This is a genomic window from Mesorhizobium sp. M1143 (assembly GCF_040318435.1).
Taxonomy (GTDB): Bacteria; Pseudomonadota; Alphaproteobacteria; order Rhizobiales; family Rhizobiaceae; genus Mesorhizobium.
The window spans coordinates 1-25,663 of the sequence record NZ_JAMYMJ010000042.1 but is presented as its reverse complement, the minus strand read 5'-3'; the positions used below and the strand labels follow the sequence as shown (position 1 = coordinate 25,663).

Sequence of the window (25,663 nt, the reverse complement as noted above, 5' to 3'; positions counted from 1 at the left end):
CGCTGCCTTTCTGATTCACCTTATCTCCTCAACTCATTGATAACAGAGCAAAACTCATGAAATCGCATGCAAAGGTCGTGGTCATTGGCGGTGGCGTCGTCGGGTGTTCGGTGCTGTTCCATCTGGCCCGCCATGGCTGGACCGATGTCGTGCTGCTGGAGCGCGACGAGCTGACCTCGGGCTCGACCTGGCATGCGGCTGGCGGCATGCACACGATCAATGGCGACCCCAACGTCGCCAAGCTGCAGAAATACACGATCTCGCTCTACAAGGACATCGAGGAGCTGTCGGGACAGGCGACCGGCGTACATCTGACGGGCGGCGTGCTTCTGGCGGCGACCGAGGCGCGGCTCGACTGGCTGCGCGGCGTCGTCGCCAAAGGGCGTTACCTCGGCATCGAGCTCGAAGAAATATCGGCCAATGAAGCGGCCGAGCTGATGCCGCTGCTCGACCCGAAACAATTCGTCGGCGCCGTCCGCAACAAGGAGGACGGCCATCTCGATCCCTCCGGCGTGACCCATGCCTATGCCAAGGCCGCGCGGAAACTGGGCGCCGAGGTCGAGCGCTTCACCAAGGTCGAGGACATTGTGCGCCGGCCCGACGGCATGTGGCGCGTCGTCACCAACAAGGGCGAAGTGGTGGCCGAGCATGTCGTCAATGCCGGCGGGTTATGGGCGCGCGAGGTCGGCCGCATGGTCGGGCTGGAGCTGCCGGTGCTGGCAATGGAGCACATGTACCTGATCACCGAGGATATGCCCGAGGTGGCGGCGTGGAACGCCAAGACCGGGACCGAGATCATCCATGCCGTCGATTTCGATGGTGAGCTGTACCTGCGCCAGGAGCGCGGCGGCATGCTGATGGGCACGTACGAGAAGGCCAATAAGGTCTGGTCCGAATTCCAGACGCCGTGGAATTTCGGCCATGAATTGCTGGAGCCGGACATCGACCGCATCGCGCCGTCGCTCGAAGTCGGCTTCAGGCATTTCCCGGCCTTCGAGAGGACCGGCATCAAGCAGATCATCAACGGGCCCTTCACCTTCGCGCCGGACGGCAATCCGCTGGTTGGGCCGGTGCGTGGCCTTCCCGGCTTCTGGGTCGCCTGCGGCGTCATGGCGGGCTTTTCACAAGGCGGCGGCGTCGGCCTGGCGCTGTCCAACTGGATGATCGAGGGCGATCCCGGCGCCGACATCTGGGCCATGGATGTGGCGCGCTACGGCGACTGGGCGACGATGGCCTACACCAGCGCCAAGGTGCGCGAGAACTACTCGCGCCGTTTCTCGATCCGTTTCCCCAATGAGGAGCTGCCCGCCGGGCGGCAGCTGAAGACGACGCCGATCTACGATTTGCTGTCGGCCAAGGGCGCGCAATGGGGCGTGTCCTATGGGCTGGAAGTGCCGCTGTGGTATGCGCCCGAGGGCGTCAGGGACGAGTTCTCGTGGCGGCGTTCCAGCGATTTTTCCCATGTCGCCAATGAGGTCGCGACGGTTCGTGAGAGCGTCGGCCTGGCGGAGATTTCGAACTTCGCCAAATACAAGGTGACGGGAGAAGGGGCGGCCGCTTGGCTCGACCGGATCTTTGCCTGCAAGTTGCCGAAGCCCGGCCGCATGACGCTGGCGCCGATGTTGAAGGACGACGGCAAGCTCATCGGCGATTTCACGCTGGCCAATATCGGTGCCCCCAATTCCAACGGGACCGAGTGGTTCATCGCCGGCTCCGGTATCGCCGAGCAGTATCATATGCGCTGGTTCGAGGCACATTTACCTGCGGATAGCTCAGTGCGCATAGAGGCGCTGGGGCAGAAACTGACCGGTCTGGCGATCGCCGGACCCAAGGCGAGGGAGGTGCTGGCGAAGGTCAGCCGCGCGGATGTCGCCAACACCGCATTCCCCTTCATGGCGGTCGCGAAAATGGACATCGGCCCGGCGCCGTGCCTGGTCGGCCGCGTCAGCTACACCGGCGATCTCGGCTACGAGATCTGGGTGGCGCCGGAATATCAGCGCGCTGCCTTCCAGGCGTTGATGGCGGCAGGCGCGGAATTCGGCCTCGGCCTGTTCGGCTCGCGCGCGCTCAATGCGCTGCGGCTGGAGAAAAACTACGGCTCATGGGCGCGCGAATACCGGCCGATCTACGGGCCGCTGGAGGCCGGGCTCGACCGTTTCGTCGCCTATGGCAAGGATGCCGATTTCATCGGTAAAACCGGCGCTCTTGCCGAGCGCAAGCAGGGCGGCAAGCTCAGGCTGCGCACATTTATCCTCGATGCTGACGATGCCGATGTCATCGGCGACGAGCCGATCTGGTACGATGGCGCGGTGCGCGGCTGGGTGACGTCAGGCGGCTATGCGCATCACTCGAAGAAATCCGTCGCCATCGGCTATGTGCCGAAGGAGATCGCCGATGAGAGCGACGGCTTCGAAATCGAACTTTTGGGCAAGCGCCACGCGGCGCGCGTTCAGGCAGCGCCGCTCTTTGACGCGAACTTCGAGCGAATGCGCGCCTGAAGCGCTTCGGCTTTCGCCGAGGCGCTTCAGATTCCTTTGTGCATGTCGTTATCCCAAAACCGCTGCGCACCTTTGGGCGACATGCATTGCGCGTCAGGCGTTGCGGCGGTTGTCGAGCGCGAAGGCGCCGGCGCCGGCAAACACCAGATAGAGGAAGATGAAGCAGAAGGAGATTGCCGCGTCGCCGCTGTTGTTGACCGGGAAGAAGTCGCGCGGGTAGTGCGCCATGAAATAGGCGATGGCCATCTCGCCGGCCAGCAGGAACGCGACCGGGCGGGTCAACAGACCGAGCGCCAGCAGGATGCCACCGGCGAACTCCAGGATGCCTGCAGTCATCGTCAGACCGGTAAGAGCGTGAGGCTCGGCGCTGACCGGAAAATTGAACAGTTTCTGCGAGCCATGCTCGAGGAACTGCAGGGCTGTGATGATGCGCAGGACGCCGAGCGCCTGCGGCTGAAATCTGGCGAGACCGTCAAAAAGCTTCATCTAAACTCCATTTTTCCAACCATGTGGCCCGGCCATAAATCATCACCCGGCGCTGGACCATTCACTTCCCATGGCCTGTCATCAACAATCGGTGATTGCAATTATTTCCAGTCTGACTTCGAAATTTGCTCTCGTTATGGTTGCATACATCTCGTTAAGGTTGTATATCTGCGTGTAGACACTTCAAACCAGACGGGTTCCTTCGCCATGAAAAAAGTCGCCATCAGCCTGTTCGCAATCCTCGCAAGCACCAGTTTCGCCATGGCCGCTGATGCTGGCTGCGATGCCTTCAAATGGCCGGTGACACGCGAGCAGGAACTGTTTCCGGCAGCGCCCGCCGCGCAGTCCGGTGCCTCTCTTGCTTTCGGCGAAGCCGCGGATATGGCGCTGGAGCCGGTCGATGCGGTCAGCTTCACGGTCTCACCGCAACGCGCGCCGGCAGCCGGCACGTTCGGCGCGACGGCAAACGTGGCCGTGCCAACGGAAGGAGAGCTCCAGATCAGCCTGTCCGATGAGGCCTGGGTCGACGTCATTCAGGAGGGCCAAGCCGTGAAATCAGCGGGTTTCAGCGGCGTGAAGACCTGCCCCGGCATCCGCAAGAGCGTGCGCTTCAAGCTGACGCCTGGCGCAGCCACGATCCAGCTCAGCGGCGCCAGGAAAGAGAACCTCAAGGTCGCGGTGCTGGCGCCGGAGTGACCGCGCCCGGACGCGCCTCTCATCGCACCGGCAGTGCGATGAGAGCAGTTTCCGTGCAGGCGAGTACCGGAGGGGATCAGCGGCCCGGCGCGATCAGCGCGAAATAGGCGCCTTGCGGATCGGTGAACTGGGCAATCCATTGGCCGGTCGGCACCGGCATCGGACCCATGACAATCTTGCCGCCATTGTCGGTGACGCGTTTGGCGGCTGCGTCGATGGCGTCGACATTGAAGTAGAACAGCCACACCGGCACCGGCAGCTGTTGTGGCTTGTTCATGATGCCGCCGCCATTTTCGGGGCCGGCCGAGAAGGTCTGATAGATGCCCATCTCGCCGATGTCCATGCTACCGGCATCGGTCCAGCCGAACTGGCTGGAGTAGAAATCGAAGGCCTTCTGGCGGTCGGACGCATAAAGCTCGTGCCAGCCGACATGGCCCGGCGTCGTTGCCGGAAGGACGGGCTGGTCGGCACCATTGGGCTGCAGGAACATGAAGGCGGCGCCTTGCGGGTCGGCGACGACGGAGAAGCGGCCGACGCCGGGAATGTCGTCGGGTTTGCGGTGAACAGTCCCGCCGGCGGCTTTCAGTGCCTCGGTCGAGGCATCGGTATCGCTGGTGTGGACATAGCCGAACCAGGCCGGCTTCAGACCCGTCCTGGCTGCTTCCTCGGGCAGGGTCATCAGCCCGCCGACGCCACGCTCGGCGGAGTTCACCACGATATAGCGCGGCATGCCGGGCGCCTTGTCGAAGGGCTCGGCCCGCCAGCCGACCACGGTGGTGTAGAACGCTTGCGCCGCATCGAGGTCGCTGGTCATCAACTCGTACCAGAAGAAGGGCATTGGGGATCTCGGCATTCTCGGTCTCCTCACCTATGCATCGATCGTCGTCCGATCTATCAAAGGACGTTTTCAGCGACGCGAATCCGACAGCGAACCGGAGCAAATTCAACGGCTGCGTTGACACATCGTTCCGCACTTCGTCCCGCTCGACGCCTTGCACGTGCGGCGGTTTTCGACTTTCCTTGGGCAAACGAGGGGTAGTCGATCATGCGCCTTATGTCGCTCACGCCTGAGCTTGTGTCACTGTGTCATCGCGAAGAGGTCGATCCCGGGCCGGACGGCAGCTGGACGCAGCTGAACGACGAGGATTTTCGCACGCTTGCCTTACAGCTCTCCGACGAAGCCGATGCGGGGCCGTTATGGGTGTTCGCCTATGGCTCGCTGATCTGGAAGCCGGCTTTCGAGTCCGTCGAACGCCAGCGCGCCACTGCGTTTGGCTGGCATCGCTCCTTCTGCCTCGACATGGTGCGCTGGCGCGGCAGCGTCGCGCAGCCGGGGCTGATGATGGCGCTCGAACGCGGCGGCCGATGCGACGGCGTCATCTACCGCCTGCCCGACGGCGACAAGCCGCAGCAGATCGAAAGACTGCTGCGGCGCGAGATCGACGACCATGAGAGTGTCAGCTCGGTCCGGTGGGTTCCCGTGCGCACGGAGCAGGGCCGGATACGGGCGCTCGGCTTCTGGGTCGGGGTGACTGGCAGGGGAACGTCGCTCGGGCAGCCGCTGGACACGGTGGCGGGGGTGCTTGCCAGAGCCTGCGGCCATGTCGGCTCGGGCGCGGAATATCTCTACAACACCGTCAGCCACCTCGAGGAATTCGGCATCCGCGACCGCAATCTGTGGCGGCTGCAGCAACTGGTTGCCGACGAGATCAGGTCGATCCATGGCGGCCGCTCAGATGCCAGCCTACAGCTGGCACCTTCGTAGCGAACAGCCACCAATCTTGGCCTGTGCCGGAGCGTATGCGGTTTCAAGGCGTTTCGCTCCCCGGGTGATCAGATCCAAGAAGGAGTGGCTTCACGAGCAATGACCTCAACCGTGCATTCGAGACTGAGCAGCAGAAAATGCGTACAGTCTTCTGTCGGGCCAAGTGTCGATCGCAACCAGTGCGAGTTCTCCACTCGCAGGATCGGCCACCTGTAGGAGGCTTGCCTGCCAGATCCAATCAATGGGATCGAGGTGTCCGCACGGATTTTGGTCAGTCCCAGCATGTCATCATGGGCAGCCAGGGCTACTACCCCTTGAAAATCGATCTTGAGAGTTCGTTCCGATGTCCCGAAGTCGCCTTCGACGGTCAGCTCAAAGTTATTGTCGGATTTTAGACGCCACACCTGACAGGCAGCCAGAGGTAAATCTCCCACGGGCTCCCACCGGTGAGCCGTCTCCCTATCATCGGTCATCGCCTTCTCCGTTGAATGAAAGCCGCGCATCGTGCTCAAGCGCCCTATCATTTCGCGCTGGCCTGGAACAGCTTGCCGCGACTTGGAGCTTATCGCGCTCCCCTCTTTGAGGACGCAACCGTCACTCATAACATGAGCAACTAAATCATATTACCAGCTAATCTTTTCAGCGGCTTGGGTCGAAAATTGACCAATTGATAAAAAAATAAAACGTGCTAGCCTTCCCCAAAACGAAAACAGGGGAACTGACGATGCCAGAAGGCCAGTTCAAGGACGGCATTGCCGGCGGCCGGCTTGCCGCCGACCAGTACGCCGAGAATTTTTCCGATCTGCATCCGCCGCTCGATCACCACGAAGCGCTGGTCGAATCCGATCGCTGCTATTTCTGCTACGACGCGCCGTGCATGAATGCATGCCCGACCTCGATCGACATTCCGCTGTTCATCCGCCAGATATCGACCGGCAACCCGATCGGTTCGGCCAAGACGATTTTCGACCAGAACATACTGGGTGGCATGTGCGCCCGCGTCTGCCCGACCGAGACGCTTTGCGAAGAGGTCTGCGTGCGCGAGGTGGCGGAAGGCAAGCCGGTGCAGATCGGCCGCCTGCAACGCTACGCCACCGATGTCGCCATGGCCGAGCACAAGCAGTTTTATCCGCGCGCTGAATCGACCGGCAAGTCGGTCGCCGTCGTGGGCGCCGGACCGGCCGGTCTTGCCGCGGCCCACCGGCTCGCCCGCCAGGGCCATGACGTCACCATTCTGGAAGCCCGCCCGAAGGCCGGCGGCCTCAATGAATATGGCATCGCCGCCTACAAGAGCATCGACAATTTCGCCCAGGCCGAGGTCGACTATGTCACGGGGATCGGCGGCATCGATATCCATAACGGCAAGGCGCTCGGCCGCGACTACCAGCTGTCGGACCTGATCCTGAATTACGATGCCGTCTTCCTCGGCGTGGGGCTAGGCGGCGTGAATGCGTTGCGCGCGGATGGCGAGGACGCCGATGGCGTTGTCAATGCGGTCGAGTTCATCGCCGGGCTACGCCAGGCCAGCGATCTCGCGAGCCTGCCGGTCGGCCGGCGCGTCGTCGTCATCGGCGGCGGCATGACGGCGATCGATGCCGCGGTGCAGTCGAAGCTGCTCGGCGCCGAGGAGGTGACGATCTGCTACCGGCGCGGCCAGGAGCACATGAACGCCTCCGAGTTCGAGCAGGATCTGGCCGCGGCCAACGGCGTCACCATCCGCCACTGGCTGCAGCCGAAGCGGGTCATCGCCGAGGCTGGCAAAGTGTCGGGCATCGAGCTCGAATACACCGCCATGAACGGGGACAGGCTTGCCGGCACGGGCGAGACGCTGACGCTTACCGCCGACCAGGTGTTCAAGGCCATCGGCCAGAGCTTTGTGCCGGCCGCGCTTAATGGAAGCGGCGCCTCGATCGATCTTGAAGCCGGCCGCATCAAGGTCGATGCGGAAGGCCGCACCTCGCTCGCCAATGTCTGGGCCGGCGGCGACTGCATCTTCGGCGGCGACGATTTGACGGTCTCGGCCGTCGCGCAAGGCCGCGACGCGGCGGAGAGCATCAACCGGGCACTGGCTGGAGGAAGCTGGAATGCCTAACGTCGTCAAGTTCGTTGGAGCTTTAAGCACGAGCCTGTTGCTGTTTTCTGCCAACGCCTCGGCGGCTCATCGTGTGACCAGATATTTTGATCAACCGGACGTTCGCGCAGGGGAGGCGTTCTCTCCTATGCTTGGGTGCGGGAACGAGGAGCTCATCCCTGGAGGTTACGCGCTTGATATCCCGCCGGCCAACCCTACTGCGTTGGTTGTATCGGCAAGTTATCCGTTTAGCGACCATGTGTGGCAGGTCGTCGTCCGAAACGATTCGAGTGAGCCTGTAGCAGTTCAGATGACTCTTGTTGTGATCTGTAGCTAGCGGAGAGAGTTATGACCGACATCCGCAACAATTTCGTCGGCATCAAATCGCCCAATCCGTTCTGGTTGGCCTCGGTAAAGCCGACCCGCTTGATCAACCGGGCACTGCGATGATCGCGCCGATCCTCGCTGCCGTCATCGGCACCGCGGCAATGCCGGCGGCTTCACCGGACTATTGGCTCTATACGCAATGGTGTGACGCGAAGGGTGAAGAGCGGATGTCCGTCGAGGCATCCGGTGTCGGCTTCAGCGAGCACACGATCTGCCAATGGACATCCGGGCCGCCAAGCGGCGATCATGTTGAGACAAGGATTTCATGCGCCAGCGTCTATCTCAACGGGGACGAGACCGTGCGCATGGATGAAAAAATGGTCGGGCTGGAAGCGCGCAAGGGCGATCCGGACCAGATCACGGTAACGGTCGAAGGTGAACCGCCATCGGTTTTTCTTCGATGCGAGGAATGATCCGATAGGCAACGCTTTAAGGTGGCGGTAAGCCCGCCACGGCCAGAGGAGAAAGACCCATGGCAGACATCCGCAACAATTTCGTCGGCATCAAATCGCCCAATCCGTTCTGGCTGGCTTCGGCGCCGCCGACCGACAAGGCCTACAATGTCATCCGCGCCTTCAAGGCGGGCTGGGGCGGCGTCGTGTGGAAGACGCTGGGCGAAGAAGGTCCGCCGGTGGTCAACGTCAACGGCCCGCGTTATGGCGCGATTTGGGGGGCGGACCGGCGCCTGCTCGGCCTCAACAATATCGAGCTGATCACCGACCGCGATTTGCAGGTCAATCTGCGCGAGATCAAACAGGTCAAGAAGGACTGGCCCGACCGCGCCATCGTCGTCTCACTGATGGTGCCATGCGTCGAGGAAAGCTGGAAGGCGATCCTGCCGGTGGTCGAGGAGACCGAAGCCGACGGCATCGAGCTCAATTTCGGCTGCCCGCATGGCATGTCGGAACGCGGCATGGGCGCGGCTGTCGGCCAGGTGCCTGAATACATCGAAATGGTAGTGCGCTGGTGCAAGGCCAACACCCGCATGCCTGTCATCACCAAGCTGACGCCGAATATCACAGATGTGCGCAAGCCGGCGCGCGCCGCACTCTCCGGCGGAACCGACGCGGTGTCGCTGATCAACACCATCAACTCGATCACCGGCGTCGACCTCGACAGTTTCGCGCCGCAGCCGACCATCGACGGCAAGGGCTCGCATGGCGGCTATTGCGGCCCGGCGGTGAAGCCGATCGCCATGAACATGGTGGCCGAGATCGCCCGCGATCCGGAAACGCGCGGCCTGCCGATCTCCGGCATTGGCGGCATCACCACCTGGCGCGATGCGGCTGAATTCATGGCGCTCGGCGCCGGCAATGTGCAGGTGTGCACGGCGGCGATGACATACGGCTTCAAGATCGTGCAGGAGATGATCGCCGGTCTCGAAAACTGGATGGACGAGAAAGGCCACGCCTCGCTCAACGACATTGTCGGCCGCGCCACGCCCAACGTTACCGACTGGCAGTATCTCAACCTCAATTACATCGCCAAGGCGCGTATCGACCAGGACGCCTGCATCAAATGCGGCCGCTGCCACATCGCCTGCGAGGACACTTCGCACCAGGCAATCACCAACATGGTCGACGGCGTCAGGCATTTCGAGGTGATCGAGGCCGAATGCGTCGGCTGCAATCTGTGCGTCAATGTCTGCCCGGTCGAGAACTGCATCACCATGGAGCCGCTGGCCGCCGGCGTGATGGACCAGCGCACCGGCAAGCCGGTGTCGCCGGTCTATGCCAACTGGACGACGCACCCGAACAACCCGATGGCCAAGGTGGCTGCGGAGTAGGGAACGGGTCGAAGAAAAAAGCGGCGCTTTCGAGCGCCGTTTTTCATTTTCCAATTGCAGATAAAATTTATCTAGGATAAAAGATATCCATGAATAGGAGCGCAACATCGTGAAACTGGGCGAGGGTGTAGAAGCGGCCATCCATTGCGCGGCCACACTGGCCAGCGTGGAGGGCAACAGCACGATACCGGGTGCTGCTTTGGCAGAGTCCTTCGGCCTGTCGCCGAGCTATCTGCTGAAACATCTGAACCAGCTGACTGCTGCGCGCATCCTGGAATCGGTGCCGGGACCGGCGGGCGGCTACCGGCTGGCGCGTCCGGCCGAGCGCATCACGCTGCTCGATATCGTGCTTGCGGTCGAGGGTCGCGAGCCGGCCTTCCGCTGCGGCGAGATCCGCCAGCGCGGCCCGGTCAAGATCGATGCTTCGGCCTATGTGAAGCCGTGCGGCATCAATGCCGCGATGCTGAAAGCCGAGCGTGCCTATCGTGCCGCTCTCGCGGAAACCCGGTTGTCCGACATCGTGGCTGACTACAAGGCCGAAGGCGATCCGCGATCGTTTGCCGCCAGCTGTGCCTTTGTGGCGCGCCATCAGCGGCCGCAGAAACCCGCTTCGACCAAACAGATTTAATCCCCCGCAAACAGATGTGAAAGGAAAGACGATGAAACAGAGACTGCAATTCTTCGCCAAGGCGCCTGAGATCATGAAAGCCGTGTCGGCGCTCAACAAGGCGGTCGACGAATGCGGGCTTGAAGTGAGCCTGCTGCATTTGATCAAGCTCCGCGCCTCGCAGATCAATGGCTGCTCCTACTGCGTCGAGATGCATAGCCGCGAGGCGAGGCGCGATGGCGAAACCGAGACACGGCTCTATCTGGTTTCGGCCTGGAAGGAATCGCCGCTGTTTTCCGAGCGCGAACGCGCGGCGCTTGCTTGGACCGAGGCAACGACCCTGATCGCCAACAATGGCGTTTCGGACGAACTCTATGCCCGCACGCTAGAGCACTTCTCGGAAGAGGAACTGGTCAAGCTGTCGGTCGCGATCGGCATGATCAACACCTGGAACCGGCTCTGCATCCCGTTCCACGCCATTCACCCGATGCCGGCTGCCAAAGCAGCCTGACCGTCCGGTTAGTCATGGAGCGCCGTGGAAAGGGCGGCGCTCCACCTGTTTCATGCTTAAGTACGGGGAAGATTTCATGCCTGTCGATTTGCCTTCGACCTTTTTGTTTCTCGGCCGCCTGTTGCTCGGCGGCGCCTTCGTTTGCGCCGGCCTGCGCAATGTTCAGAACGAGACCTTCCTGACCGGGCTGATGACCGCGCGCGGCGTGCCGCAGGCGAGATTGGCGTTGTGGGCCGGCATCGTCCTGCAGACCATTGCCGGCGCGCTGTTGATGGCCGGCCTGTGGACTGCGACCGCCTGCGCCGTGCTGCTGCTGTTTCTCATCGTCGCCACGCCGATGTTCCACAATTTCTGGGACCATCAGGGCCCGGACCGGGCGTCGCGCATCAACGGTTTCGTAGGCAACGTCGCACTGGCCGGAGGCCTTCTCACGCTGATCGCGCAGTCGCTGTAAGGTCACGCCGCGTAGCGCAGGCCGCCGTCGCAGGTCAGCACCTGGCCGGTCATGAAGCCGTTGGAGACTAGAAAGGCGATTGCGCCGGCGACGTCTTCGGCGCGGCCGATCCTGCCCACCGGGGTTTTGCCGGCATATTCGCTGAACACCGCCTGCCGCTGGTCTTCGGCCAGGAAATCCCACCACGGCGTGTCGATGACGCCGGGCGCCACGACATTGACGCGCAGCGGCTTCAGTTCGACCGCCAGGATCGGCACCACCGTCAACAGCATGCCGTTGACGGCGGCAATGCCAGCCACGCCGGGCGCCGACAATTGTGCCGACACCGCCGAGATGAAAGTGACCGATCCCGATCTGTTGAGCGTCGGCAAGGCAGCCTGCAGGCAGGACAGCTGCGGCCTGACTTTCTCGTCGACGCCGCCGGCGATGTCTGAGAGATCGAGGGTTTCGAACGGCCCAAGTCCCTTGCCGCCGCTGGCAGCCAGCACGAGGTGATCGAACGGTCCGAGTTCCCCAAAGAAATGGCGGACTTCATCCGGCTTCGAAGCATCGAAGGCAGCTTTTTCGGCGGCGCCGCCGAGGCTCTTCCAGGCGCTGGTGAGCTTGTCCTGGCTTCGTCCGGTGATGGTCACCTTCATGCCTGGGCCCAGCAGTTTTCGCGCCGTTGCGAGGCCGATGCCGGATGAGCCGCCGATGACGACCGTGTGTTCGATCTTGCCGGTCATGAATGCTGTTCCTTCGATTTTGCGGAGACTTGGCCGACGAAGTCGAGGCTCAGGGTTCGCAATTGCTGTCTGGCCTTGGCGTCATAGGCTTGTGCTTCGGCGCGGGATTCCTTTAGGCCATCGAAATAGAGGCCACTGCGGCCCTCCAGGGCGGGCGATGTCGCGAGGTTGAGAATGGCGTCGGCGCCGGTCTCGACCGAGCTCCATGGCGTCACGCCGGCTTGGCGGACCATGGTGGTGTTCATGTAGCTCGCTGGATGCAGAGCGTTGACGGTGACGCCGCTGCCTTTCAACTCTCCGGCCAGGTCGATGGTGAACAGGATCTGCGCCAGCTTGCTCTGGCAATAGGCGCGCACGCCGTCATAGGAACGTGTCAGCATGACATCGCCGAAATCGATCGCCTGCTGGCCGGCCGAAGCGACGTTGATGATGCGCGCCGGCGAACTCGCCTTGAGCAGCGGCAGCAGTTCCGAGGTCAGCAGGAAACCGGCGAGATAGTTGACCGCAAAGCGCAGTTCGAAGCCGTCGGCGCTGAGCTGTCGCTTGGCGCCGGCCGTGCCGATGCCGGCATTGTTGATGAGGATGTCGAGCCGGTCGGTTTTTGCGCGTACGGCCTCGGCAAGGCGGCGGACCTCGGCTAGCGAGGCGAGGTTGGCGGCGAGGAACTCGGCCTTGCCGCCGGCGGATTCGATTTCTGCGACGGTTGCCTTGCCGCGAGCCGCGTCACGGCCATGCACCAGCACGCGCGCGCCGCCGGCGCCCAGCCTTTGCGCGACGACACGGCCGACGCCGTCGGTCGAACCGGTGATGAGGATTGTCTTGTCTTTCAGATCCATATTCAGAGCCTCCATCTCTCTGGATGGAAGATGGGGCGCCTGACCCAGCCCAAACAGTTCAAACTTTATCCTGGTATCAATACTGCTATAATAGCTCTCATGGATGCCCCCACGCACTCCGCTGAAGACAGCCGCCGGCGCGAGCTTGGCGCCTTCCTGCGCTCGCGCCGCGAAAGATTGACGCCGTCCGCCACCGGCATCGCGACCGGCCTGCGGAGACGCACGCCAGGCTTGCGTCGCGAGGAAGTGGCGATGATCGCCGGCGTCGGCACCACCTGGTACACATGGCTAGAGCAGGGGCGCGAGGTCAGACCCTCGGTGGAGGTGCTAGCGGCGCTCAGCGAAGCGCTGCGCCTCGACGCCGTTGAAAGGCGGCATCTGTTCATCCTGGCAGGCCGCCAGCAACCGGAGAACCGCGTGGCTGCGCCGGAAAAGGTCGATGGCCCGCTAATGCATATGCTGGAGAGCCTGGTGCTGCAGCCGGCCTATGTCGTCGGGCGGCGCTGGGATGTGCTGGCCTGGAATCCGGCGGCGGTAGCGGTGTTCGGTGATTATGGCCTGCTAGAGGGCGACGCCCGCAACATCGTCCACATGGTGTTCACCAATCCGCATCACCGGCGCCTGCTGGTTGACTGGGAGCAATTGGCGCGCACCGTGCTGGCCTCGTTCCGGGCGGAAAGCGCCCGCTATGTGGGCGATGCGGATTTCGAGCGGCTGATCGTGCTTATGACGCGCTCAAGTCCGGAGTTTCGCGACTGGTGGCCGCAACGCGACGTGGCACGCCGATTGTCGGGGGTGAAACATGTCCGACATCCGAGCGCCGGCGCCATGACGTTCGAGCATATGAGCCTGTCGATCGACGACGGCTCGGACATGAAGCTGATCGTCTACACGCCGCTGGCCGAACAGAATTCGATCGAGAAGCTGCAGAATTTGCTTGAGGCGATGTCGGCGGAGCGCCGCAGCGCCTGACGCCCAAGGTCAGCCCTTCGGCTTCAGCCCATCAATGAACAACTGCTCCAGAAACCGCGCCGCATCCTCGAAGCGGCCGTCGCCGCCGCGATCGGGCCCAAGCACCGCGCGGACCTGGACATCGAAATCGGCATAGTGCTGCGTCGTCGCCCAGATCGAAAAGATCAGGTGCCAGGGATCGGTGCGGGCGATTTTTCCTGCGCGCATCCAGCCCTTGATGACGTTGGCCTTCTCGTCGACCAGCGTTTTCAGCTCACCCGCCAGCAGCGGCATGATGCGCGGCGCGCCTTGCAGGATCTCGTTGGCGAACAGCCGGCTTTCCCTGGGAAAATCACGCGCCATTTCGAGCTTGCGCCGGATGTAGCTCCTGAGCTCGGTCAGGGGGTCGCCGATGTCGTCGAGTTCACGTAGCGGCGCCAGCCACGTCGCCAGCAGCCGCTCCATCAGCGTTTCGTGGATGTCTTCCTTGCGGCGGAAATAGTAGAGCAGGTTCGGCTTCGACATCCCGGCGGCCTCGGCGATCTGGTCGATGGTCGAACCGCGAAAGCCGTTGGCGGAGAAGACTTCGAGGGCTGCCTCCAGGATCAGTTCGCGCTTTTCCTGCTGGATGCGGGTGCGGCGAGGGGCTGAGCCTTCCATGGCGCCGCTCACCCCTGCAAGCCTTGGCCGCAGGGTTCATCTGGACCAATTCTCTGGACCAGTTTTTCTCTTACCCGTGGAGCGCACTTCGCAGGCCGCATTTCCGCTAGTAATCCCTTGACCGCCGACAGGGCGGTGCTAACGTTTGTCCAATCGGTCAAAAATTTGCGTAGCATGAAAACGCAGCAAAGACCAAGCTTTGGAAAGACCAAGCGTTAGCCGCACCGAAACAGGTTACAAGGGGAAGTCTTGGTCATGTCCAACCGGCTGAAAGTCACGCCGAACGATCTCAGCGCATTCTGGATGCCGTTCACGGCAAACCGGCAGTTCAAACAGGCGCCGCGCATGTTCGTGTCCGCCAAGGACATGCACTACACCACCAGCGACGGCCGCAAGGTGCTCGACGGCACCGCCGGCCTCTGGTGCGTCAATGCCGGCCATTGCCGTCCCAAGATCACCGAGGCGATCCAGCACCAGGCGGCCGAACTCGACTATGCGCCGGCCTTCCAGATGGGCCACCCCATCGTGTTCGAGCTGGCCAACCGCCTGGTCGATCTCGCGCCCAAGGGCATGGACCATGTCTTCTTTACCAATTCCGGTTCGGAATCGGTCGAAACGGCGCTGAAGATGGCGATCGCCTATCACCGTGTGAAGGGCGAGGGCGCGCGCACCCGCCTGATCGGCCGCGAACGCGGCTATCACGGCGTCAATTTCGGCGGCATTTCGGTCGGCGGCATCGTCACCAACCGCAAGATGTTCGGCACGCTGCTCGGCGGCGTCGACCACATGCCGCACACGCATCTGCCGGAAAAGAACGCCTTCTCCAAGGGCGTGCCGGAATATGGCGCCGAACTCGCCAACGAGCTGGAGCGCATCGTTGCCCTGCATGACGCCTCGACCATCGCCGCCGTCATCGTCGAACCGGTCGCCGGCTCCACCGGCGTCATCCTGCCGCCGAAGGGCTATCTGCAGAAGCTGCGCGAGATCTGCACCAAGCACGGCATTTTGCTGATCTTCGACGAGGTCATCACCGGTTTCGGCCGTCTCGGCGCGCCGTTCGCAGCGGATTATTTCGGCGTCACGCCCGACATCATGACCACCGCCAAGGGCGTCTCCAACGGCGTCATCCCGATGGGCGCGGTGTTCGTGAAGAAGGAAATCCACGACGCCTTCATGACCGGCCCCGAGCACATGATCGAGTTCTTCCACGGCTACACCTATTCGGGCAATCCGATTGCGTGCGCCGCGGCACTCGGCACGCTCGACACCTACAAGGAAGAGGGCCTGCTCACCCGTGGCGAGGAACTGGCGCCCTACTGGGAAGATGCGCTGCATTCGCTGAAGGACGAGCCGCATGTCATAGACATCAGGAATATCGGCCTGATCGGCGCGATCGAACTGGCGCCGATCGCCGGCAGCCCGACCAAGCGGGCCTTCTCGGCCTTCGTCAAGGCGTTCGAGCGCGGCGCGCTGATCCGCACCACCGGCGACATCATCGCGCTGTCGCCGCCACTGATCATCACCAAGGGCCAGATCAACGAATTGATCGACCATGTCAGAGAAGTGCTGAAGGCGATCGACTAATCTATCCAGCCAGTCGGGCGGCGGCGGGAACCGCCGCCCGGTTGGTTATATGAAATGAGAGGACTTTGAATGGCCGCCCCGGGCGAGAATCTGCGAATCAATTCAGACCGTTTGTGGGATTCCATCATGGAGATGGCGAAGATCGGCCCCGGTATTGCCGGCGGCAACAATCGCCAGACCGTGACCGACGAGGACGGCGAGGGACGGCATCTGTTCAAGCGCTGGTGCGAGGCGGCCGGGCTCGAAATGGGGCTCGACGAAATGGGCACCATGTTTGCCCGCCGGGAAGGCGCTGATCCCAGCCTGCCGCCGGTTTATGTCGGCAGCCATCTCGACACGCAGCCGACCGGCGGCAAATATGACGGCGTGCTCGGCGTGCTCGGCGGGCTGGAGATTATTCGCTCGCTTAACGATCTCGGCATCCAGACCAGGCATCCGATCGTCGTTACCAACTGGACCAATGAGGAAGGCTCGCGCTTTGCCCCGGCGATGATGGCGTCCGGCGTGTTCGCCGGTGTGCTCGATCAGGCGGACGTGTATCAGCACACTGATAAACAGGGGAAAAAGTTCGGCGAGGAGCTGGAGCGCATTGGCTGGAAGGGAACCGAGAAGGTCGGCGACCGCAAGATCCACGCCTTCTTCGAACTGCATATCGAGCAGGGGCCGATCCTCGAGGACGAAGGCATCGACATTGGCGTCGTCACCCACGGCCAGGGCCTGAAATGGCTGCAGGTAACGCTGACCGGCAAGGAGGCGCATACCGGCTCGACGCCGATGCCCAAGCGCCGTAATGCCGGTCTAGGCATGGCGCGCGTGATCGAGCTGGTGCATGAGATCGCCATGGACTACCAGCCCGACGCCGTCGGCGCGGTCGGCCACATGGAGGTGTTTCCGAACTCGCGCAACATCATTGCGGGACGCACCGTCTTCACCATCGACATCCGTTCGCCCGAGAAGGAAGTGCTGGACGCTATGGATGGGCGCATACGCGAAGGCATCGACACGATCTGTGAGGCGCTCGACATCCAGTACAAGGTCGAGCAGGTCGGCGCTTTCGATCCGGTCACCTTCGATGCCGGCTGCGTCAAGGCGATCCGCGACGCAGCCGAACGGCTCGGCTATTCCCACCGCAACCTCGTCTCCGGCGCCGGCCACGACGCCTGCTGGATCAACCGCGTCGCGCCGACCGCTATGGTGATGTGCCCCTGCGTTGACGGGTTGTCACACAACGAGGCCGAGGAAATCACCAAGGAATGGGCCGGCGCCGGCGCCGACGTGCTGTTCCATGCGGTGGTAGAGACAGCGGGGATCGTGGCGTGAACTAAGATCTGTATTCAAAACGACGCTCACAAGAAGCGCGAAGAGAACAAGGGAACACGACAATGACCAAAGTCATCCGAAACGGCACCATCGTCACCGCCGACCGCACCTGGAAGGCCGATGTGCTGATGCAGCACGGCAAGATCGTCGCCATTGGCTCGAACCTGCATGGCGACCATGAGTTCGACGCCAGCGGCTGTTACGTCATGCCGGGCGGCATCGATCCGCACACCCATCTCGAAATGCCGTTCATGGGCACCTATTCGGCCGACGATTTCGAGTCCGGGACGCGTGCGGCCCTTTCCGGTGGCACCACGATGGTGGTCGATTTCTGCCTGCCGGCGCCGCAGCAATCGCTGCTGGAAGCGTTGCAGATGTGGGACAACAAGACCTCGAAGGCTGCCTGCGACTACTCCTTCCACATGGCGATCACCTGGTGGGGCAAGCAGGTGTTCGACGAGATGGCCACCGTCGTCGACAGAGGCATTACCTCGTTCAAGCATTTCATGGCCTACAAGGGCGCGCTGATGGTGGACGACGACGAGATGTACGCGTCGTTCCAGCGCTGCGCCGATCTCGGCGCGCTGCCGCTCGTTCATGCCGAGAATGGCGACGTGGTTGCGGCGCTGTCGCAAAAGCTGCTCGCTGCCGGCAATAATGGTCCCGAGGGACACGCCTATTCGCGGCCGCCGGAAGTGGAAGGCGAGGCGACCAACCGCGCCATCATGATCGCCGACATGGCCGGCGTGCCGCTCTATGTCGTGCATGTGTCCTGCGAGCAGAGCCACGAAGCGATCCGCCGCGCCCGCCAGAAGGGCATGCGGGTTTTCGGCGAGCCCCTGATCCAGCATTTGACGCTGGACGAGAGCGAGTATTTCGACAAGGATTGGGACCATGCGGCGCGCCGCGTCATGAGCCCGCCCTTCCGCAACAAGCTGCACCAGGATTCGCTGTGGGCCGGCCTGCAGGCGGGATCGCTGCAGGTGGTGGCGACCGACCACTGCGCCTTCACCACCAAGCAGAAGCGCAACGGCCTCGGCGATTTCACCAAGATCCCGAACGGCACCGGCGGGCTCGAAGACCGCTTGCCCGTGCTGTGGACGACGGGCGTCAACACCGGGCGGCTGACGATGAACGAGTTCGTCGCGGTGACTTCGACCAACATCGCCAAGATCCTCAACATGTATCCTAGGAAGGGCGCCATCGTCGAAGGCGCGGACGCCGACATCGTGGTGTGGGACCCCAGCGCCAAGAAGACCATCACCTCGAAGAAGCAGCAATCGGTGATCGACTACAACGTCTTCGAAGGTTTTGAGGTGACCGGCCTGCCGCGCTTCGTCTTTTCGCGCGGCGAATTGTCGGTCGAGGAAGCGGAGGTCAAGGCCAAGCCCGGCCATGGCGAATTCGTCGCCCGCGAGCCGAACGCGGCGGTCAACCGGGCTCTGTCGACCTGGAAGGACATTACCGCGCCGCGCAAGGTGGAACGCACCGGCATTCCGGCGACAGGCGTTTGACGTTGCGGAGCCCGGGGGCGCTCATTTCACTGGTCGTGGCGATGGTGGTCGCTGGTCCGGCAACAGGGGCCGAGAGGCTGGCCGGCTCCTGGGGCAACGATGCCGGCTGTGTCTTTGCAAAGGCCGGTTTTCAGGGCCGGGACGATTATATCGTGCTGACCGCCGAAGGCATCGAGACCTATGGCAGCGGCTGCCGGTTCGCGCAGCAATTGACGTGGGCGCCGGGCACGCAATCGCTTGATGCGACCTGTTCCGCCGAAGGCGAGGCGGGGACGACGGCTGAAACCGTTGTGGTCACCAACAAGGGCGAGGGTGGGTTCTTCGTGACCATTCCCGGTCTTGAAGAAATGGGGCCGTTGCAACCGTGTTCGTGACGTTGGAGCTGGGGGAATGAGCGCGCGCGGTTTGGGGCCGTCTGTTGCGATGATAGTCGTTCTGGCTGCGGGTCAGGCCCTTGCGGCAGGCATCGACCTGACGAAACCCTATGGGGACAAATATGGCTGCATCAACCGCAACGGCCAGGAAGTCGCCGCCGATCGGATGCTGCTTTTGACCGACGAGGCATTGGTCACCGCCGCCAGCGCCTGCACCTTCACGGAGAAGCAAGCGCAGGCTGATGGGTCGCTGGTGGTGACGGCAACATGCGAGGCGGAAGGCGAAGAGGGACAGGAGCCGACCAAATTCACCATCAAGCGCAGCGCCAAGAACGCCAAGAAGCTGACGGTCGCCGACGACGACGGCAATGTCATGGGCGAAGTGGCGCGGTGCAAATGACGGCAGTCCCGTCAGCGTCAGGCCACCAGCGCATCCAGTTCGGGCAACAGGACGACGCTTTCCTGTTCATTGGGATCGGTGCGGGCGATGACGGCCGAGGACGGGGCGTTGCTCAGATTGGCCGGCAGATGCGGTACGCCGGCCGGGATGTAGAAGAGGTCGCCGGCCTTGACGACGATGTGGTTCTCGAGCCTGTCGCCATACCATGTGTGGACCTCGCCCGAGAGCACATAGATCGCCGTCTCATGGCTTTCATGCAGATGCGCCTTGGCGCGGGCGCCAGGCGGCAGGGTGAGCAGATGCATGCAGATGCCGGACGAGCCGACCGTCTCGGTTGCAATGCCGGCAAAATAGGTCAATCCCTGCTTGCCTTCATAAGTGCTTTCAGGACGGATAAGGTGACAAGTGGGTTTGGGCGACATCGGCAAGGCTCCGGGCGTCGATTGGGTGGGATTGGACGAGTGGAAAGCAACATCAACGCGAATGCAACGGCATTTCATCCTGGGCGGCTGCGAGAGGCAGGCAGCAAGCGATGACGGGACAATCGCCAGCCGTCGTCTCGGCAAGCAGACTTGGCCTTACCTTTCAGACCAATGACGGTCCGGTAGAGGCGCTCTCCAATGTCGACCTGACCATCGGCAAGGGCGAGTTCGTCTCCTTCATCGGCCCATCGGGCTGCGGCAAGACCACCTTGCTGCGCGTCATCGCCGATCTGGAAAAACCGACATCGGGCACGATCTCGGTCAACGGCATGACGCCGGAACAGGCGCGCGAGAAACGCGCTTATGGCTACGTCTTCCAGGCGGCAGCCCTTTTCCCGTGGCGCACGATCGAGCGTAACGTGGCGCTGCCGCTGGAGATCATCGGCCTTTCGAGAGCGGAGCAGGCCGAGCGCATCAAGCGCACGATGGAGCTCGTCAACCTCTCCGGCTTCGAGAAGAAATACCCCTGGCAGCTTTCCGGCGGCATGCAGCAGCGCGCTTCGATCGCCCGCGCGCTCGCCTTCGACGCCGACCTGTTGCTGATGGACGAGCCCTTCGGCGCGCTGGACGAGATCGTGCGCGACCATCTCAATGAACAGCTTCTGGAATTGTGGGCGCGCACCAACAAGACGATCTGCTTCGTCACCCATTCCATCCCCGAGGCGGTGTATCTGTCAACGCGCATCGTCGTCATGTCGCCGCGCCCAGGTCGGGTTACCGACATCATCGAATCGACGCTGCCAAAGGAGCGGCCACTGGACATCCGCGAGACGCCGGAATTTTTGGCGATCGCGGCCAGGGTACGCGATGGCTTGAGGGCAGGGCACAGCTATGATGATTGAGGGGGCGAACGACCGGCTGGCTCCTCTCCCCAACGGGGAGAGGGTGGCCGGAGCGAAGCGGAGGTCGGGTGAGGGGGCGGCGCCGACGGATCCGACCAAGAGAAATGTCGGGGCAACCGCTCGCGCCCGAAAGCTGCGGTTTGACGAGACCGAAGCTGAATACCGGCTTTGGGGGGAATTGAGAGGACGTCATCTCAACGGCTACAAATTTGTGCGGCAAGTGCCGCTCGGACCTTTCATCGCGGACTTCGTCTGCCGCGAGCAGGGGCTGATTGTCGAACTTGATGGCAGCCAACACGCGGATTCACTGACCGATCCCGCCAGGACAGCCTGGCTGAACGGACAAGGTTATTCGGTTCTGCGCTTCTGGAATCACGAAGTTTTGGCTGAGCGCCGAGCGGTCCTGGATACGATCTTGGCTTGTCTCGACGGAAAGATTTCTACCCCCTCACCCGACCTCCGCTTCGCTCCGGCCACCCTCTCCCCGTTGGGGAGAGGAGGGCGCCCCGCTGGCGAGGCGCGCTAGATGGACACCTTCCGCGAAAAACTCATCCCCGTGACCTCCATCCTCCTGGGCGTGGTGGTGCTCTGGTATGTCTTCGCCGTCATCCTCAACGCGCCGTTCCAGCGCGACCTCGACCGGCGCGCCGGGGAAACCCACGGCACCGTCGAATTCATCGGCAAGACGCTGTCGCAGCCCAAGCCGACGCTGCCGGCGCCGCATCAGGTGGCGGTGAACTTCTTCGAGAACACCTTCCTGCGGCCCATCACATCGAGCCGAAGCCTCGTCTACAATGCCTGGGTGACCCTGTCGTCGACGTTGCTCGGCTTTGCCTTCGGCACGGCGCTCGGCATCGTCATCGCGGTCGGCATCGTGCATGTGGCGACGCTCGACCGCAGCCTGATGCCGTGGATCATCGCCTCCCAGACGATTCCCATTCTGGCCGTGGCGCCGATGATCATCGTCGTGCTGGGGGCGATCGGCATCAGCGGTCTGATCCCAAAGGCGATGATCTCGACCTACCTGTCGTTCTTCCCGGTGACGGTGGGCATGGTGAAGGGCCTGCGCTCGCCCGAACTCATGCATCTCGACCTGATGCACACCTACAATGCCAGTGTCTCGCAGACCTTCTGGAAGCTGCGGGTGCCGGCCTCGGTGCCGTTCCTGTTCACCTCGATGAAGGTGGCGGTGGCGGCGAGCCTGGTCGGCGCCATTGTCGGCGAACTGCCGACCGGTGCTGTCGCCGGCATCGGCGCCAAGCTTTTGGCAGGTGCCTATTACAGCCAGTCCATCGACATCTGGTCCGCCCTTGTGGCGGGCTCGGTGGTGGCGGCCCTTCTGGTCATGGTGGTCGGCATAGCCGGGCGCCTCGTTGACCGCGCCATGGGCGGGAGGCCGGCATGAACTGGCTGAAGCCCTCCTGGCAAGCCGTGCTGGCCGTTGCGCTGTGTCTTGTAGCCCTGTCGCTCGGCGCGATGTCGAAGCCGGAAGCGGCCACCCTTGCAGACGCGACGGCAAGCTTCGACTACCCCTATTTCGGTATAAAGACCCCGATGATCGGCCTGGCCGTGCTGGCGGGGCTGATCTCGATGCTCAGGATTTCGGCGGTGGCCGAGGCTGCGGTGCTGTTTATCGGCGCTCACCTTGTCGCCTGGATGCTGATCTCGAGCATTACAGGGTTCGAAGGCACGGCATTGGCGCCTTATTTCCTGCTGCTCGCGGCTGCCTGGCTGCTGGCCTGGCGCTGTGTGGCGGTGCTGTCTGGGCTTCGCCCGATGGCAAAAGGGGCGCGAATGGCGCTGCGCCTCATCATCCCGGCGATCTTCGGCGCCTGGATCCTGATCATATGGGAAGCGGTGACGCGTGGCGCCGGCATTCCCTTCATCCTTTTGCCGCCGCCGAGCGCCATCGGTGTGCGCATCGCCAGTTCCCTGCCGGTGCTCGGCGCCGATATCAGGCAGACCATCTTCAAGGCGGTGATCTTCGGTTATGTCATCGGCAGCGGCGCCGGCTTCCTGGTGGCGATTGCGGCCGACCGCGTGCCGTTCCTGCGCCGCGGTCTGCTGCCGATCGGCAATATGGTCTCGGCGCTGCCGATCATCGGTGTGGCGCCAATCATGGTGATGTGGTTCGGCTTCGACTGGCCGTCCAAGGCCGCGGTCGTCATCATCATGACCTTCTTCCCAATGCTGGTGAACACGGTTGCCGGTCTTGCCGCCTCCGGCCATATGGAGCGCGACCTGATGCGCACCTATGCGTCGGGCTACTGGCCAACACTCTTGAAGCTCCGGCTGCCGGCGGCAGCGCCCTTCATCTTCAACGCGCTGAAGATCAACTCGACGCTGGCGCTGATCGGCGCCATCGTCGCCGAGTTCTTCGGCACGCCTGTGGTCGGCATGGGCTTTCGCATCTCGACCGAGGTCGGGCGGATGAACATCGATATGGTCTGGGCCGAAATCGCAGTTGCAGCACTGGCGGGTTCGGTCTTTTATGGCGTGGTCGCTCTCGTCGAGAGAGCCGTCACGTTTTGGCATCCCTCTGTCCGTGGTGGATAGGGCGGTGGGTTCGGGTGTTAACTTCAGAGGGTAAAAACATGAAAAGACTGATCATTCCGATGCTGGCCGGCGCGATGTCGCTGGCCGCGTTCCAGGCAATGGCCGCCGACAAGGTGACCTTGCAGCTGAAATGGGTCACGCAGGCGCAGTTTGCCGGCTACTATGTCGCCAAGGCCAAGGGTTTTTATGAAGCAGAAGGCCTCGACGTCGACATCAAGCCGGGCGGTCCCGATATCGCACCCGAGCAGGTGATCGCCGGCGGTGGCGCCGACGTCATCGTCGACTGGATGGGCGGGGCGCTCGCCGCGCGCGAAAAGGGCGTGCCGCTGGTCAACATCGCCCAGCCGTTCAAGAAGGCCGGTATGGAGCTGGTCTGCCCGAAGGACGGCCCGATCAAGACCGAAGCCGATTTCAAGGGTCACACGCTCGGCGTCTGGTTCTTCGGCAACGAATATCCTTTCTACGCCTGGATGAACAAGCTCGGCCTGAAGACCGAAGGCGGCCCGGATGGCGTCACGGTTTTGAAGCAGAGCTTCGACGTGCAGCCCCTGATCCAGAAGCAGGCGGATTGCATTTCGGTCATGACCTACAACGAGTACTGGCAGCTGATCGATGCCGGCTACAAGCCGGACCAGCTCACCGTGTTCAACTACTCGGCGATGGGCAACGACCTGCTTGAGGACGGGCTCTATGCCTCGGAAGACAAGCTCAAGGATCCGGCTTTCGAAGACAAGATGGTGCGTTTCGTGCGCGCCTCGATGAAGGGCTGGAAATATGCCATCGACAACAATGACGAGGCCGCGGGCATTGTCATGGACGGCGGTGGCCAGGACGAAAACCACCAGAAGCGGATGATGAGCGAAGTCGCCAAGCTGATCGACAATGCCGACGGCAAGCTCGACCCGGCGACCTACGAGCGCACCGCCAAGGCGCTGCTCGACCAGAAGATCATCACCAAGGCGCCGACCGGCGCCTACACCACGGCCATCACCGACAAGGCGATCAAATAAGCCTGGCCAGGCAATTTCGACCTCGAGAGCGGCGCCTTTGACCAAATGTCAGAGGCGCCGTTCCTTTATGGTGTTCATGACGAAGCTGGTCTCGATCGAAGCGACGCATTTCAGCCGCGCGATCTTTTCCTTGATGAAGCGCTCGTACTGTTCGAGGCTGCCGGTCACCACCTTCAGCACATAGTCGCGCGACCCGGTGACGAGGTGGCATTCCAGCACCTCCTCCCAACCGCGGATGGCGTCCTCGAACATGACGATCTCGTCCTCGTTCTGGCGGCTGAGCCGGACGGTGGCGATGGCGACCATGTTCCACCCGAAGGCGGCCGGGTCGACCAGCGTGGTATAGCCCCTGATGATGCCGGCCTCCTCCAGCCGGCGTACCCTCCTCAAACATGGCGACGGCGACAGGCCGATGCGCTCCGCCAGCTCATTGTTGGTGATGCGGGCGTCGGCCTGCAGCTCGCGCAGGATCTTGCGGTCGAAATCGTCGGCTATCTTCTGTTGCACTTTTGCTCTCGCTCGGCAATTTGTTGCCGGAATGCAGCCATGCGAGGCCGAAAATAGCAAGGACTGGTGGACCGGGATCGCATAAATTGCTGGACGAGACTCCTCCAGAACGCAGGAAAAGCCATGACCGCGCCGCGCCCGTCGAAAACCCACATCGGCAACCACAAGCTCCATCCGGAAACGTTGATGTTGAGCTATGGCTTCGATCCGCAACTGTCGGAAGGCGCCGTCAAGCCGCCGGTGTTCCTGACCTCGACCTTCGTGTTCAAATCGGCGGAGGAGGGACGCGACTTCTTCGACTACACATCCGGCCGCAAGGAGCCGCCGAGCGGCACGGCGTCCGGCCTGGTCTATTCGCGCTTCAATCATCCCAACTCGGAGATCGTCGAGGACCGGCTGGCGGTCTATGAGGGAACGGACGCCTGCATCCTGTTCTCGTCGGGCATGTCGGCGATCGCCACGACGCTGCTCGCCTATGCCCGGCCGGGCGATGTCATCCTGCATTCGCAGCCGCTTTACGGCGGCACCGAGACGCTTTTGACGCGCACGCTGTCCGGCTTCGGCATCGGCGCTGTCGGGTTTGCCGCCGGGGGCGCCGCCAACGCGGGGGGGGCCCCGGGGGGGTGCGCGGGGGGGGGGGG

At 62.7% G+C, this 25,663-nt stretch carries 30 protein-coding genes; 22 read left to right on the top strand and 8 right to left on the bottom strand.

The window, feature by feature from the left end; genetic code table 11:
• Window positions 1-56: 56 nt before the first annotated feature.
• Entirely contained in the window at window positions 57-2,498 is a 2,442-nt protein-coding gene (locus NKH35_RS23510; RefSeq protein WP_352916597.1) for a GcvT family protein, read from the top strand.
• Between the two features lie 93 nt (window positions 2,499-2,591).
• Here the strand turns inward: NKH35_RS23510 and NKH35_RS23505 are convergent, their stop codons facing one another.
• Window positions 2,592-2,984, bottom strand: a complete 393-nt coding sequence (locus tag NKH35_RS23505; RefSeq protein ID WP_023833924.1) for a DoxX family protein — start codon at window positions 2,982-2,984, stop codon at window positions 2,592-2,594.
• Window positions 2,985-3,191: 207 nt separating this feature from the next.
• Between NKH35_RS23505 and NKH35_RS23500 the strand changes: the two genes are divergently transcribed.
• Window positions 3,192-3,680: a hypothetical protein gene (locus tag NKH35_RS23500; protein WP_023699015.1), complete on the top strand. Its 489-nt coding sequence runs from the start codon at window positions 3,192-3,194 to the stop codon at window positions 3,678-3,680.
• A gap of 76 nt (window positions 3,681-3,756) precedes the next feature.
• On the opposite strand, the gene NKH35_RS23495 is transcribed toward NKH35_RS23500, so the two are convergent.
• A complete protein-coding gene (locus NKH35_RS23495) occupies window positions 3,757-4,533 on the bottom strand; it encodes a VOC family protein (protein WP_023733105.1) in 777 nt (258 codons plus the stop codon).
• Window positions 4,534-4,725: 192 nt separating this feature from the next.
• On the opposite strand from NKH35_RS23495, the gene NKH35_RS23490 reads away from it, so the two are divergent.
• On the top strand, window positions 4,726-5,445 hold the full coding sequence (locus tag NKH35_RS23490) for a gamma-glutamylcyclotransferase (RefSeq protein ID WP_023699643.1): 720 nt from the start codon (window positions 4,726-4,728) through the stop codon (window positions 5,443-5,445).
• Between the two features lie 68 nt (window positions 5,446-5,513).
• Here NKH35_RS23490 and NKH35_RS23485 read toward each other — a convergent pair whose 3' ends face one another.
• A complete protein-coding gene (locus tag NKH35_RS23485; protein WP_156935986.1) occupies window positions 5,514-5,957 on the bottom strand; it encodes a hypothetical protein in 444 nt (147 codons plus the stop codon).
• 212 nt (window positions 5,958-6,169) lie between these two features.
• On the opposite strand from NKH35_RS23485, the gene NKH35_RS23480 reads away from it, so the two are divergent.
• The 7 genes from NKH35_RS23480 to NKH35_RS23455 all read left to right on the top strand — a co-directional run bounded on the left by NKH35_RS23480 (window position 6,170) and on the right by NKH35_RS23455 (window position 11,261).
• Window positions 6,170-7,537 (top strand): NAD(P)-dependent oxidoreductase, encoded by a 1,368-nt coding sequence (locus NKH35_RS23480; protein WP_352916594.1) that lies wholly within the window; start codon window positions 6,170-6,172, stop codon window positions 7,535-7,537.
• On the top strand, window positions 7,530-7,853 hold the full coding sequence (locus NKH35_RS32050) for a hypothetical protein (protein ID WP_502906994.1): 324 nt from the start codon (window positions 7,530-7,532) through the stop codon (window positions 7,851-7,853). The genes NKH35_RS23480 and NKH35_RS32050 overlap by 8 nt, the downstream gene beginning before the upstream one ends.
• Window positions 7,854-7,962: 109 nt before the next feature.
• The gene (locus tag NKH35_RS23475) at window positions 7,963-8,316 is read left to right on the top strand and encodes a hypothetical protein (protein WP_023668203.1); all 354 of its coding nucleotides are present in this window, start codon (window positions 7,963-7,965) and stop codon (window positions 8,314-8,316) included.
• A gap of 59 nt (window positions 8,317-8,375) precedes the next feature.
• The gene (preA, locus tag NKH35_RS23470) at window positions 8,376-9,689 is read left to right on the top strand and encodes an NAD-dependent dihydropyrimidine dehydrogenase subunit PreA (RefSeq protein WP_023668204.1); all 1,314 of its coding nucleotides are present in this window, start codon (window positions 8,376-8,378) and stop codon (window positions 9,687-9,689) included.
• Between the two features lie 109 nt (window positions 9,690-9,798).
• Window positions 9,799-10,317, top strand: coding sequence for an RrF2 family transcriptional regulator (locus NKH35_RS23465; RefSeq protein ID WP_023668205.1), 519 nt, complete (start codon window positions 9,799-9,801; stop codon window positions 10,315-10,317).
• Between the two features lie 31 nt (window positions 10,318-10,348).
• Window positions 10,349-10,807, top strand: coding sequence for a carboxymuconolactone decarboxylase family protein (locus NKH35_RS23460; protein WP_023668206.1), 459 nt, complete (start codon window positions 10,349-10,351; stop codon window positions 10,805-10,807).
• A 76-nt stretch (window positions 10,808-10,883) separates the two neighbouring features.
• Window positions 10,884-11,261 (top strand): DoxX family protein, encoded by a 378-nt coding sequence (locus NKH35_RS23455; RefSeq protein WP_023668207.1) that lies wholly within the window; start codon window positions 10,884-10,886, stop codon window positions 11,259-11,261.
• 2 nt (window positions 11,262-11,263) lie between these two features.
• Here the strand turns inward: NKH35_RS23455 and NKH35_RS23450 are convergent, their stop codons facing one another.
• On the bottom strand, window positions 11,264-11,986 hold the full coding sequence (locus NKH35_RS23450; RefSeq protein WP_023668208.1) for an SDR family oxidoreductase: 723 nt from the start codon (window positions 11,984-11,986) through the stop codon (window positions 11,264-11,266).
• Window positions 11,983-12,822, bottom strand: coding sequence for an SDR family oxidoreductase (locus NKH35_RS23445; protein ID WP_023668209.1), 840 nt, complete (start codon window positions 12,820-12,822; stop codon window positions 11,983-11,985). The genes NKH35_RS23450 and NKH35_RS23445 overlap by 4 nt, the downstream gene beginning before the upstream one ends.
• 99 nt (window positions 12,823-12,921) lie before the next feature.
• On the opposite strand from NKH35_RS23445, the gene NKH35_RS23440 reads away from it, so the two are divergent.
• Window positions 12,922-13,794, top strand: a complete 873-nt coding sequence (locus NKH35_RS23440; RefSeq protein ID WP_023668210.1) for a helix-turn-helix transcriptional regulator — start codon at window positions 12,922-12,924, stop codon at window positions 13,792-13,794.
• 9 nt (window positions 13,795-13,803) lie between these two features.
• Here the strand turns inward: NKH35_RS23440 and NKH35_RS23435 are convergent, their stop codons facing one another.
• A complete protein-coding gene (locus NKH35_RS23435; RefSeq protein ID WP_023668211.1) occupies window positions 13,804-14,433 on the bottom strand; it encodes a TetR family transcriptional regulator C-terminal domain-containing protein in 630 nt (209 codons plus the stop codon).
• A gap of 255 nt (window positions 14,434-14,688) precedes the next feature.
• On the opposite strand from NKH35_RS23435, the gene aptA reads away from it, so the two are divergent.
• The 5 genes from aptA to NKH35_RS23410 all read left to right on the top strand — a co-directional run bounded on the left by aptA (window position 14,689) and on the right by NKH35_RS23410 (window position 19,625).
• Window positions 14,689-16,017 (top strand): omega-aminotransferase AptA, encoded by a 1,329-nt coding sequence (gene aptA / locus NKH35_RS23430; protein ID WP_023712059.1) that lies wholly within the window; start codon window positions 14,689-14,691, stop codon window positions 16,015-16,017.
• 69 nt (window positions 16,018-16,086) lie between these two features.
• A complete protein-coding gene (locus NKH35_RS23425) occupies window positions 16,087-17,337 on the top strand; it encodes a Zn-dependent hydrolase (RefSeq protein WP_023829228.1) in 1,251 nt (416 codons plus the stop codon).
• Between the two features lie 62 nt (window positions 17,338-17,399).
• Window positions 17,400-18,851: a dihydropyrimidinase gene (gene hydA / locus NKH35_RS23420; protein WP_023712057.1), complete on the top strand. Its 1,452-nt coding sequence runs from the start codon at window positions 17,400-17,402 to the stop codon at window positions 18,849-18,851.
• Complete coding sequence (locus NKH35_RS23415; RefSeq protein ID WP_023668216.1) at window positions 18,848-19,225, top strand: hypothetical protein; 378 nt, start codon at window positions 18,848-18,850, stop codon at window positions 19,223-19,225. The genes hydA and NKH35_RS23415 overlap by 4 nt, the downstream gene beginning before the upstream one ends.
• A gap of 16 nt (window positions 19,226-19,241) precedes the next feature.
• Window positions 19,242-19,625, top strand: coding sequence for a hypothetical protein (locus tag NKH35_RS23410; RefSeq protein ID WP_027050643.1), 384 nt, complete (start codon window positions 19,242-19,244; stop codon window positions 19,623-19,625).
• A gap of 17 nt (window positions 19,626-19,642) precedes the next feature.
• Here the strand turns inward: NKH35_RS23410 and NKH35_RS23405 are convergent, their stop codons facing one another.
• Window positions 19,643-20,047 carry a cupin domain-containing protein gene (locus NKH35_RS23405; RefSeq protein ID WP_502906993.1) on the bottom strand — a complete coding sequence of 135 codons (405 nt, stop codon included), beginning with the start codon at window positions 20,045-20,047 and terminating at the stop codon, window positions 19,643-19,645.
• Between the two features lie 110 nt (window positions 20,048-20,157).
• Here NKH35_RS23405 and NKH35_RS23400 point away from each other — a divergent pair, with 110 nt between their 5' ends.
• Genes NKH35_RS23400 through NKH35_RS23380 form a run of 5 tightly spaced genes read left to right on the top strand, consistent with a single transcriptional unit; the run spans window position 20,158 to window position 24,515 of the window.
• Window positions 20,158-20,949, top strand: coding sequence for an ABC transporter ATP-binding protein (locus NKH35_RS23400; RefSeq protein WP_023687997.1), 792 nt, complete (start codon window positions 20,158-20,160; stop codon window positions 20,947-20,949).
• Complete coding sequence (locus NKH35_RS23395) at window positions 20,939-21,475, top strand: endonuclease domain-containing protein (RefSeq protein ID WP_023705579.1); 537 nt, start codon at window positions 20,939-20,941, stop codon at window positions 21,473-21,475. Before NKH35_RS23400 ends, NKH35_RS23395 begins: the two co-directional genes overlap by 11 nt.
• Entirely contained in the window at window positions 21,476-22,354 is an 879-nt protein-coding gene (locus NKH35_RS23390; RefSeq protein ID WP_023697049.1) for an ABC transporter permease, read from the top strand.
• Complete coding sequence (locus NKH35_RS23385) at window positions 22,351-23,505, top strand: ABC transporter permease (protein ID WP_352916589.1); 1,155 nt, start codon at window positions 22,351-22,353, stop codon at window positions 23,503-23,505. Before NKH35_RS23390 ends, NKH35_RS23385 begins: the two co-directional genes overlap by 4 nt.
• 38 nt (window positions 23,506-23,543) lie before the next feature.
• Window positions 23,544-24,515 (top strand): ABC transporter substrate-binding protein, encoded by a 972-nt coding sequence (locus NKH35_RS23380; RefSeq protein ID WP_023682178.1) that lies wholly within the window; start codon window positions 23,544-23,546, stop codon window positions 24,513-24,515.
• A gap of 48 nt (window positions 24,516-24,563) precedes the next feature.
• Here NKH35_RS23380 and NKH35_RS23375 read toward each other — a convergent pair whose 3' ends face one another.
• A complete protein-coding gene (locus NKH35_RS23375; RefSeq protein ID WP_023682177.1) occupies window positions 24,564-25,022 on the bottom strand; it encodes an Lrp/AsnC family transcriptional regulator in 459 nt (152 codons plus the stop codon).
• 123 nt (window positions 25,023-25,145) lie between these two features.
• On the opposite strand from NKH35_RS23375, the gene NKH35_RS23370 reads away from it, so the two are divergent.
• A partial coding sequence (locus NKH35_RS23370) for a PLP-dependent transferase (protein ID WP_352916587.1) occupies window positions 25,146-25,663 on the top strand: 518 nt, incomplete at its 3' end.

Coding starts and splice junctions, on each gene's coding strand:
- NKH35_RS23400 (WP_023687997.1), top strand. CDS start 20,158: ATGACGGGACAATCGCCAGCCGTCGTCTCGGCAAGCAGACTTGGCCTT.
- NKH35_RS23460 (WP_023668206.1), top strand. CDS start 10,349: ATGAAACAGAGACTGCAATTCTTCGCCAAGGCGCCTGAGATCATGAAA.
- NKH35_RS23490 (WP_023699643.1), top strand. CDS start 4,726: ATGCGCCTTATGTCGCTCACGCCTGAGCTTGTGTCACTGTGTCATCGC.
- NKH35_RS23500 (WP_023699015.1), top strand. CDS start 3,192: ATGAAAAAAGTCGCCATCAGCCTGTTCGCAATCCTCGCAAGCACCAGT.
- NKH35_RS23385 (WP_352916589.1), top strand. CDS start 22,351: ATGAACTGGCTGAAGCCCTCCTGGCAAGCCGTGCTGGCCGTTGCGCTG.
- NKH35_RS23395 (WP_023705579.1), top strand. CDS start 20,939: ATGATGATTGAGGGGGCGAACGACCGGCTGGCTCCTCTCCCCAACGGG.
- NKH35_RS23475 (WP_023668203.1), top strand. CDS start 7,963: ATGATCGCGCCGATCCTCGCTGCCGTCATCGGCACCGCGGCAATGCCG.
- NKH35_RS23495 (WP_023733105.1), bottom strand. CDS start 4,533: ATGCCGAGATCCCCAATGCCCTTCTTCTGGTACGAGTTGATGACCAGC.
- NKH35_RS23380 (WP_023682178.1), top strand. CDS start 23,544: ATGAAAAGACTGATCATTCCGATGCTGGCCGGCGCGATGTCGCTGGCC.
- NKH35_RS23450 (WP_023668208.1), bottom strand. CDS start 11,986: ATGACCGGCAAGATCGAACACACGGTCGTCATCGGCGGCTCATCCGGC.
- NKH35_RS23435 (WP_023668211.1), bottom strand. CDS start 14,433: ATGGAAGGCTCAGCCCCTCGCCGCACCCGCATCCAGCAGGAAAAGCGC.
- NKH35_RS23480 (WP_352916594.1), top strand. CDS start 6,170: ATGCCAGAAGGCCAGTTCAAGGACGGCATTGCCGGCGGCCGGCTTGCC.
- NKH35_RS23510 (WP_352916597.1), top strand. CDS start 57: ATGAAATCGCATGCAAAGGTCGTGGTCATTGGCGGTGGCGTCGTCGGG.
- aptA (WP_023712059.1), top strand. CDS start 14,689: ATGTCCAACCGGCTGAAAGTCACGCCGAACGATCTCAGCGCATTCTGG.
- NKH35_RS23440 (WP_023668210.1), top strand. CDS start 12,922: ATGGATGCCCCCACGCACTCCGCTGAAGACAGCCGCCGGCGCGAGCTT.
- NKH35_RS23390 (WP_023697049.1), top strand. CDS start 21,476: ATGGACACCTTCCGCGAAAAACTCATCCCCGTGACCTCCATCCTCCTG.
- NKH35_RS23505 (WP_023833924.1), bottom strand. CDS start 2,984: ATGAAGCTTTTTGACGGTCTCGCCAGATTTCAGCCGCAGGCGCTCGGC.
- preA (WP_023668204.1), top strand. CDS start 8,376: ATGGCAGACATCCGCAACAATTTCGTCGGCATCAAATCGCCCAATCCG.
- NKH35_RS32050 (WP_502906994.1), top strand. CDS start 7,530: ATGCCTAACGTCGTCAAGTTCGTTGGAGCTTTAAGCACGAGCCTGTTG.
- NKH35_RS23445 (WP_023668209.1), bottom strand. CDS start 12,822: ATGGATCTGAAAGACAAGACAATCCTCATCACCGGTTCGACCGACGGC.
- NKH35_RS23455 (WP_023668207.1), top strand. CDS start 10,884: ATGCCTGTCGATTTGCCTTCGACCTTTTTGTTTCTCGGCCGCCTGTTG.
- NKH35_RS23405 (WP_502906993.1), bottom strand. CDS start 20,047: ATGTCGCCCAAACCCACTTGTCACCTTATCCGTCCTGAAAGCACTTAT.
- hydA (WP_023712057.1), top strand. CDS start 17,400: ATGACCAAAGTCATCCGAAACGGCACCATCGTCACCGCCGACCGCACC.
- NKH35_RS23410 (WP_027050643.1), top strand. CDS start 19,242: ATGAGCGCGCGCGGTTTGGGGCCGTCTGTTGCGATGATAGTCGTTCTG.
- NKH35_RS23425 (WP_023829228.1), top strand. CDS start 16,087: ATGGCCGCCCCGGGCGAGAATCTGCGAATCAATTCAGACCGTTTGTGG.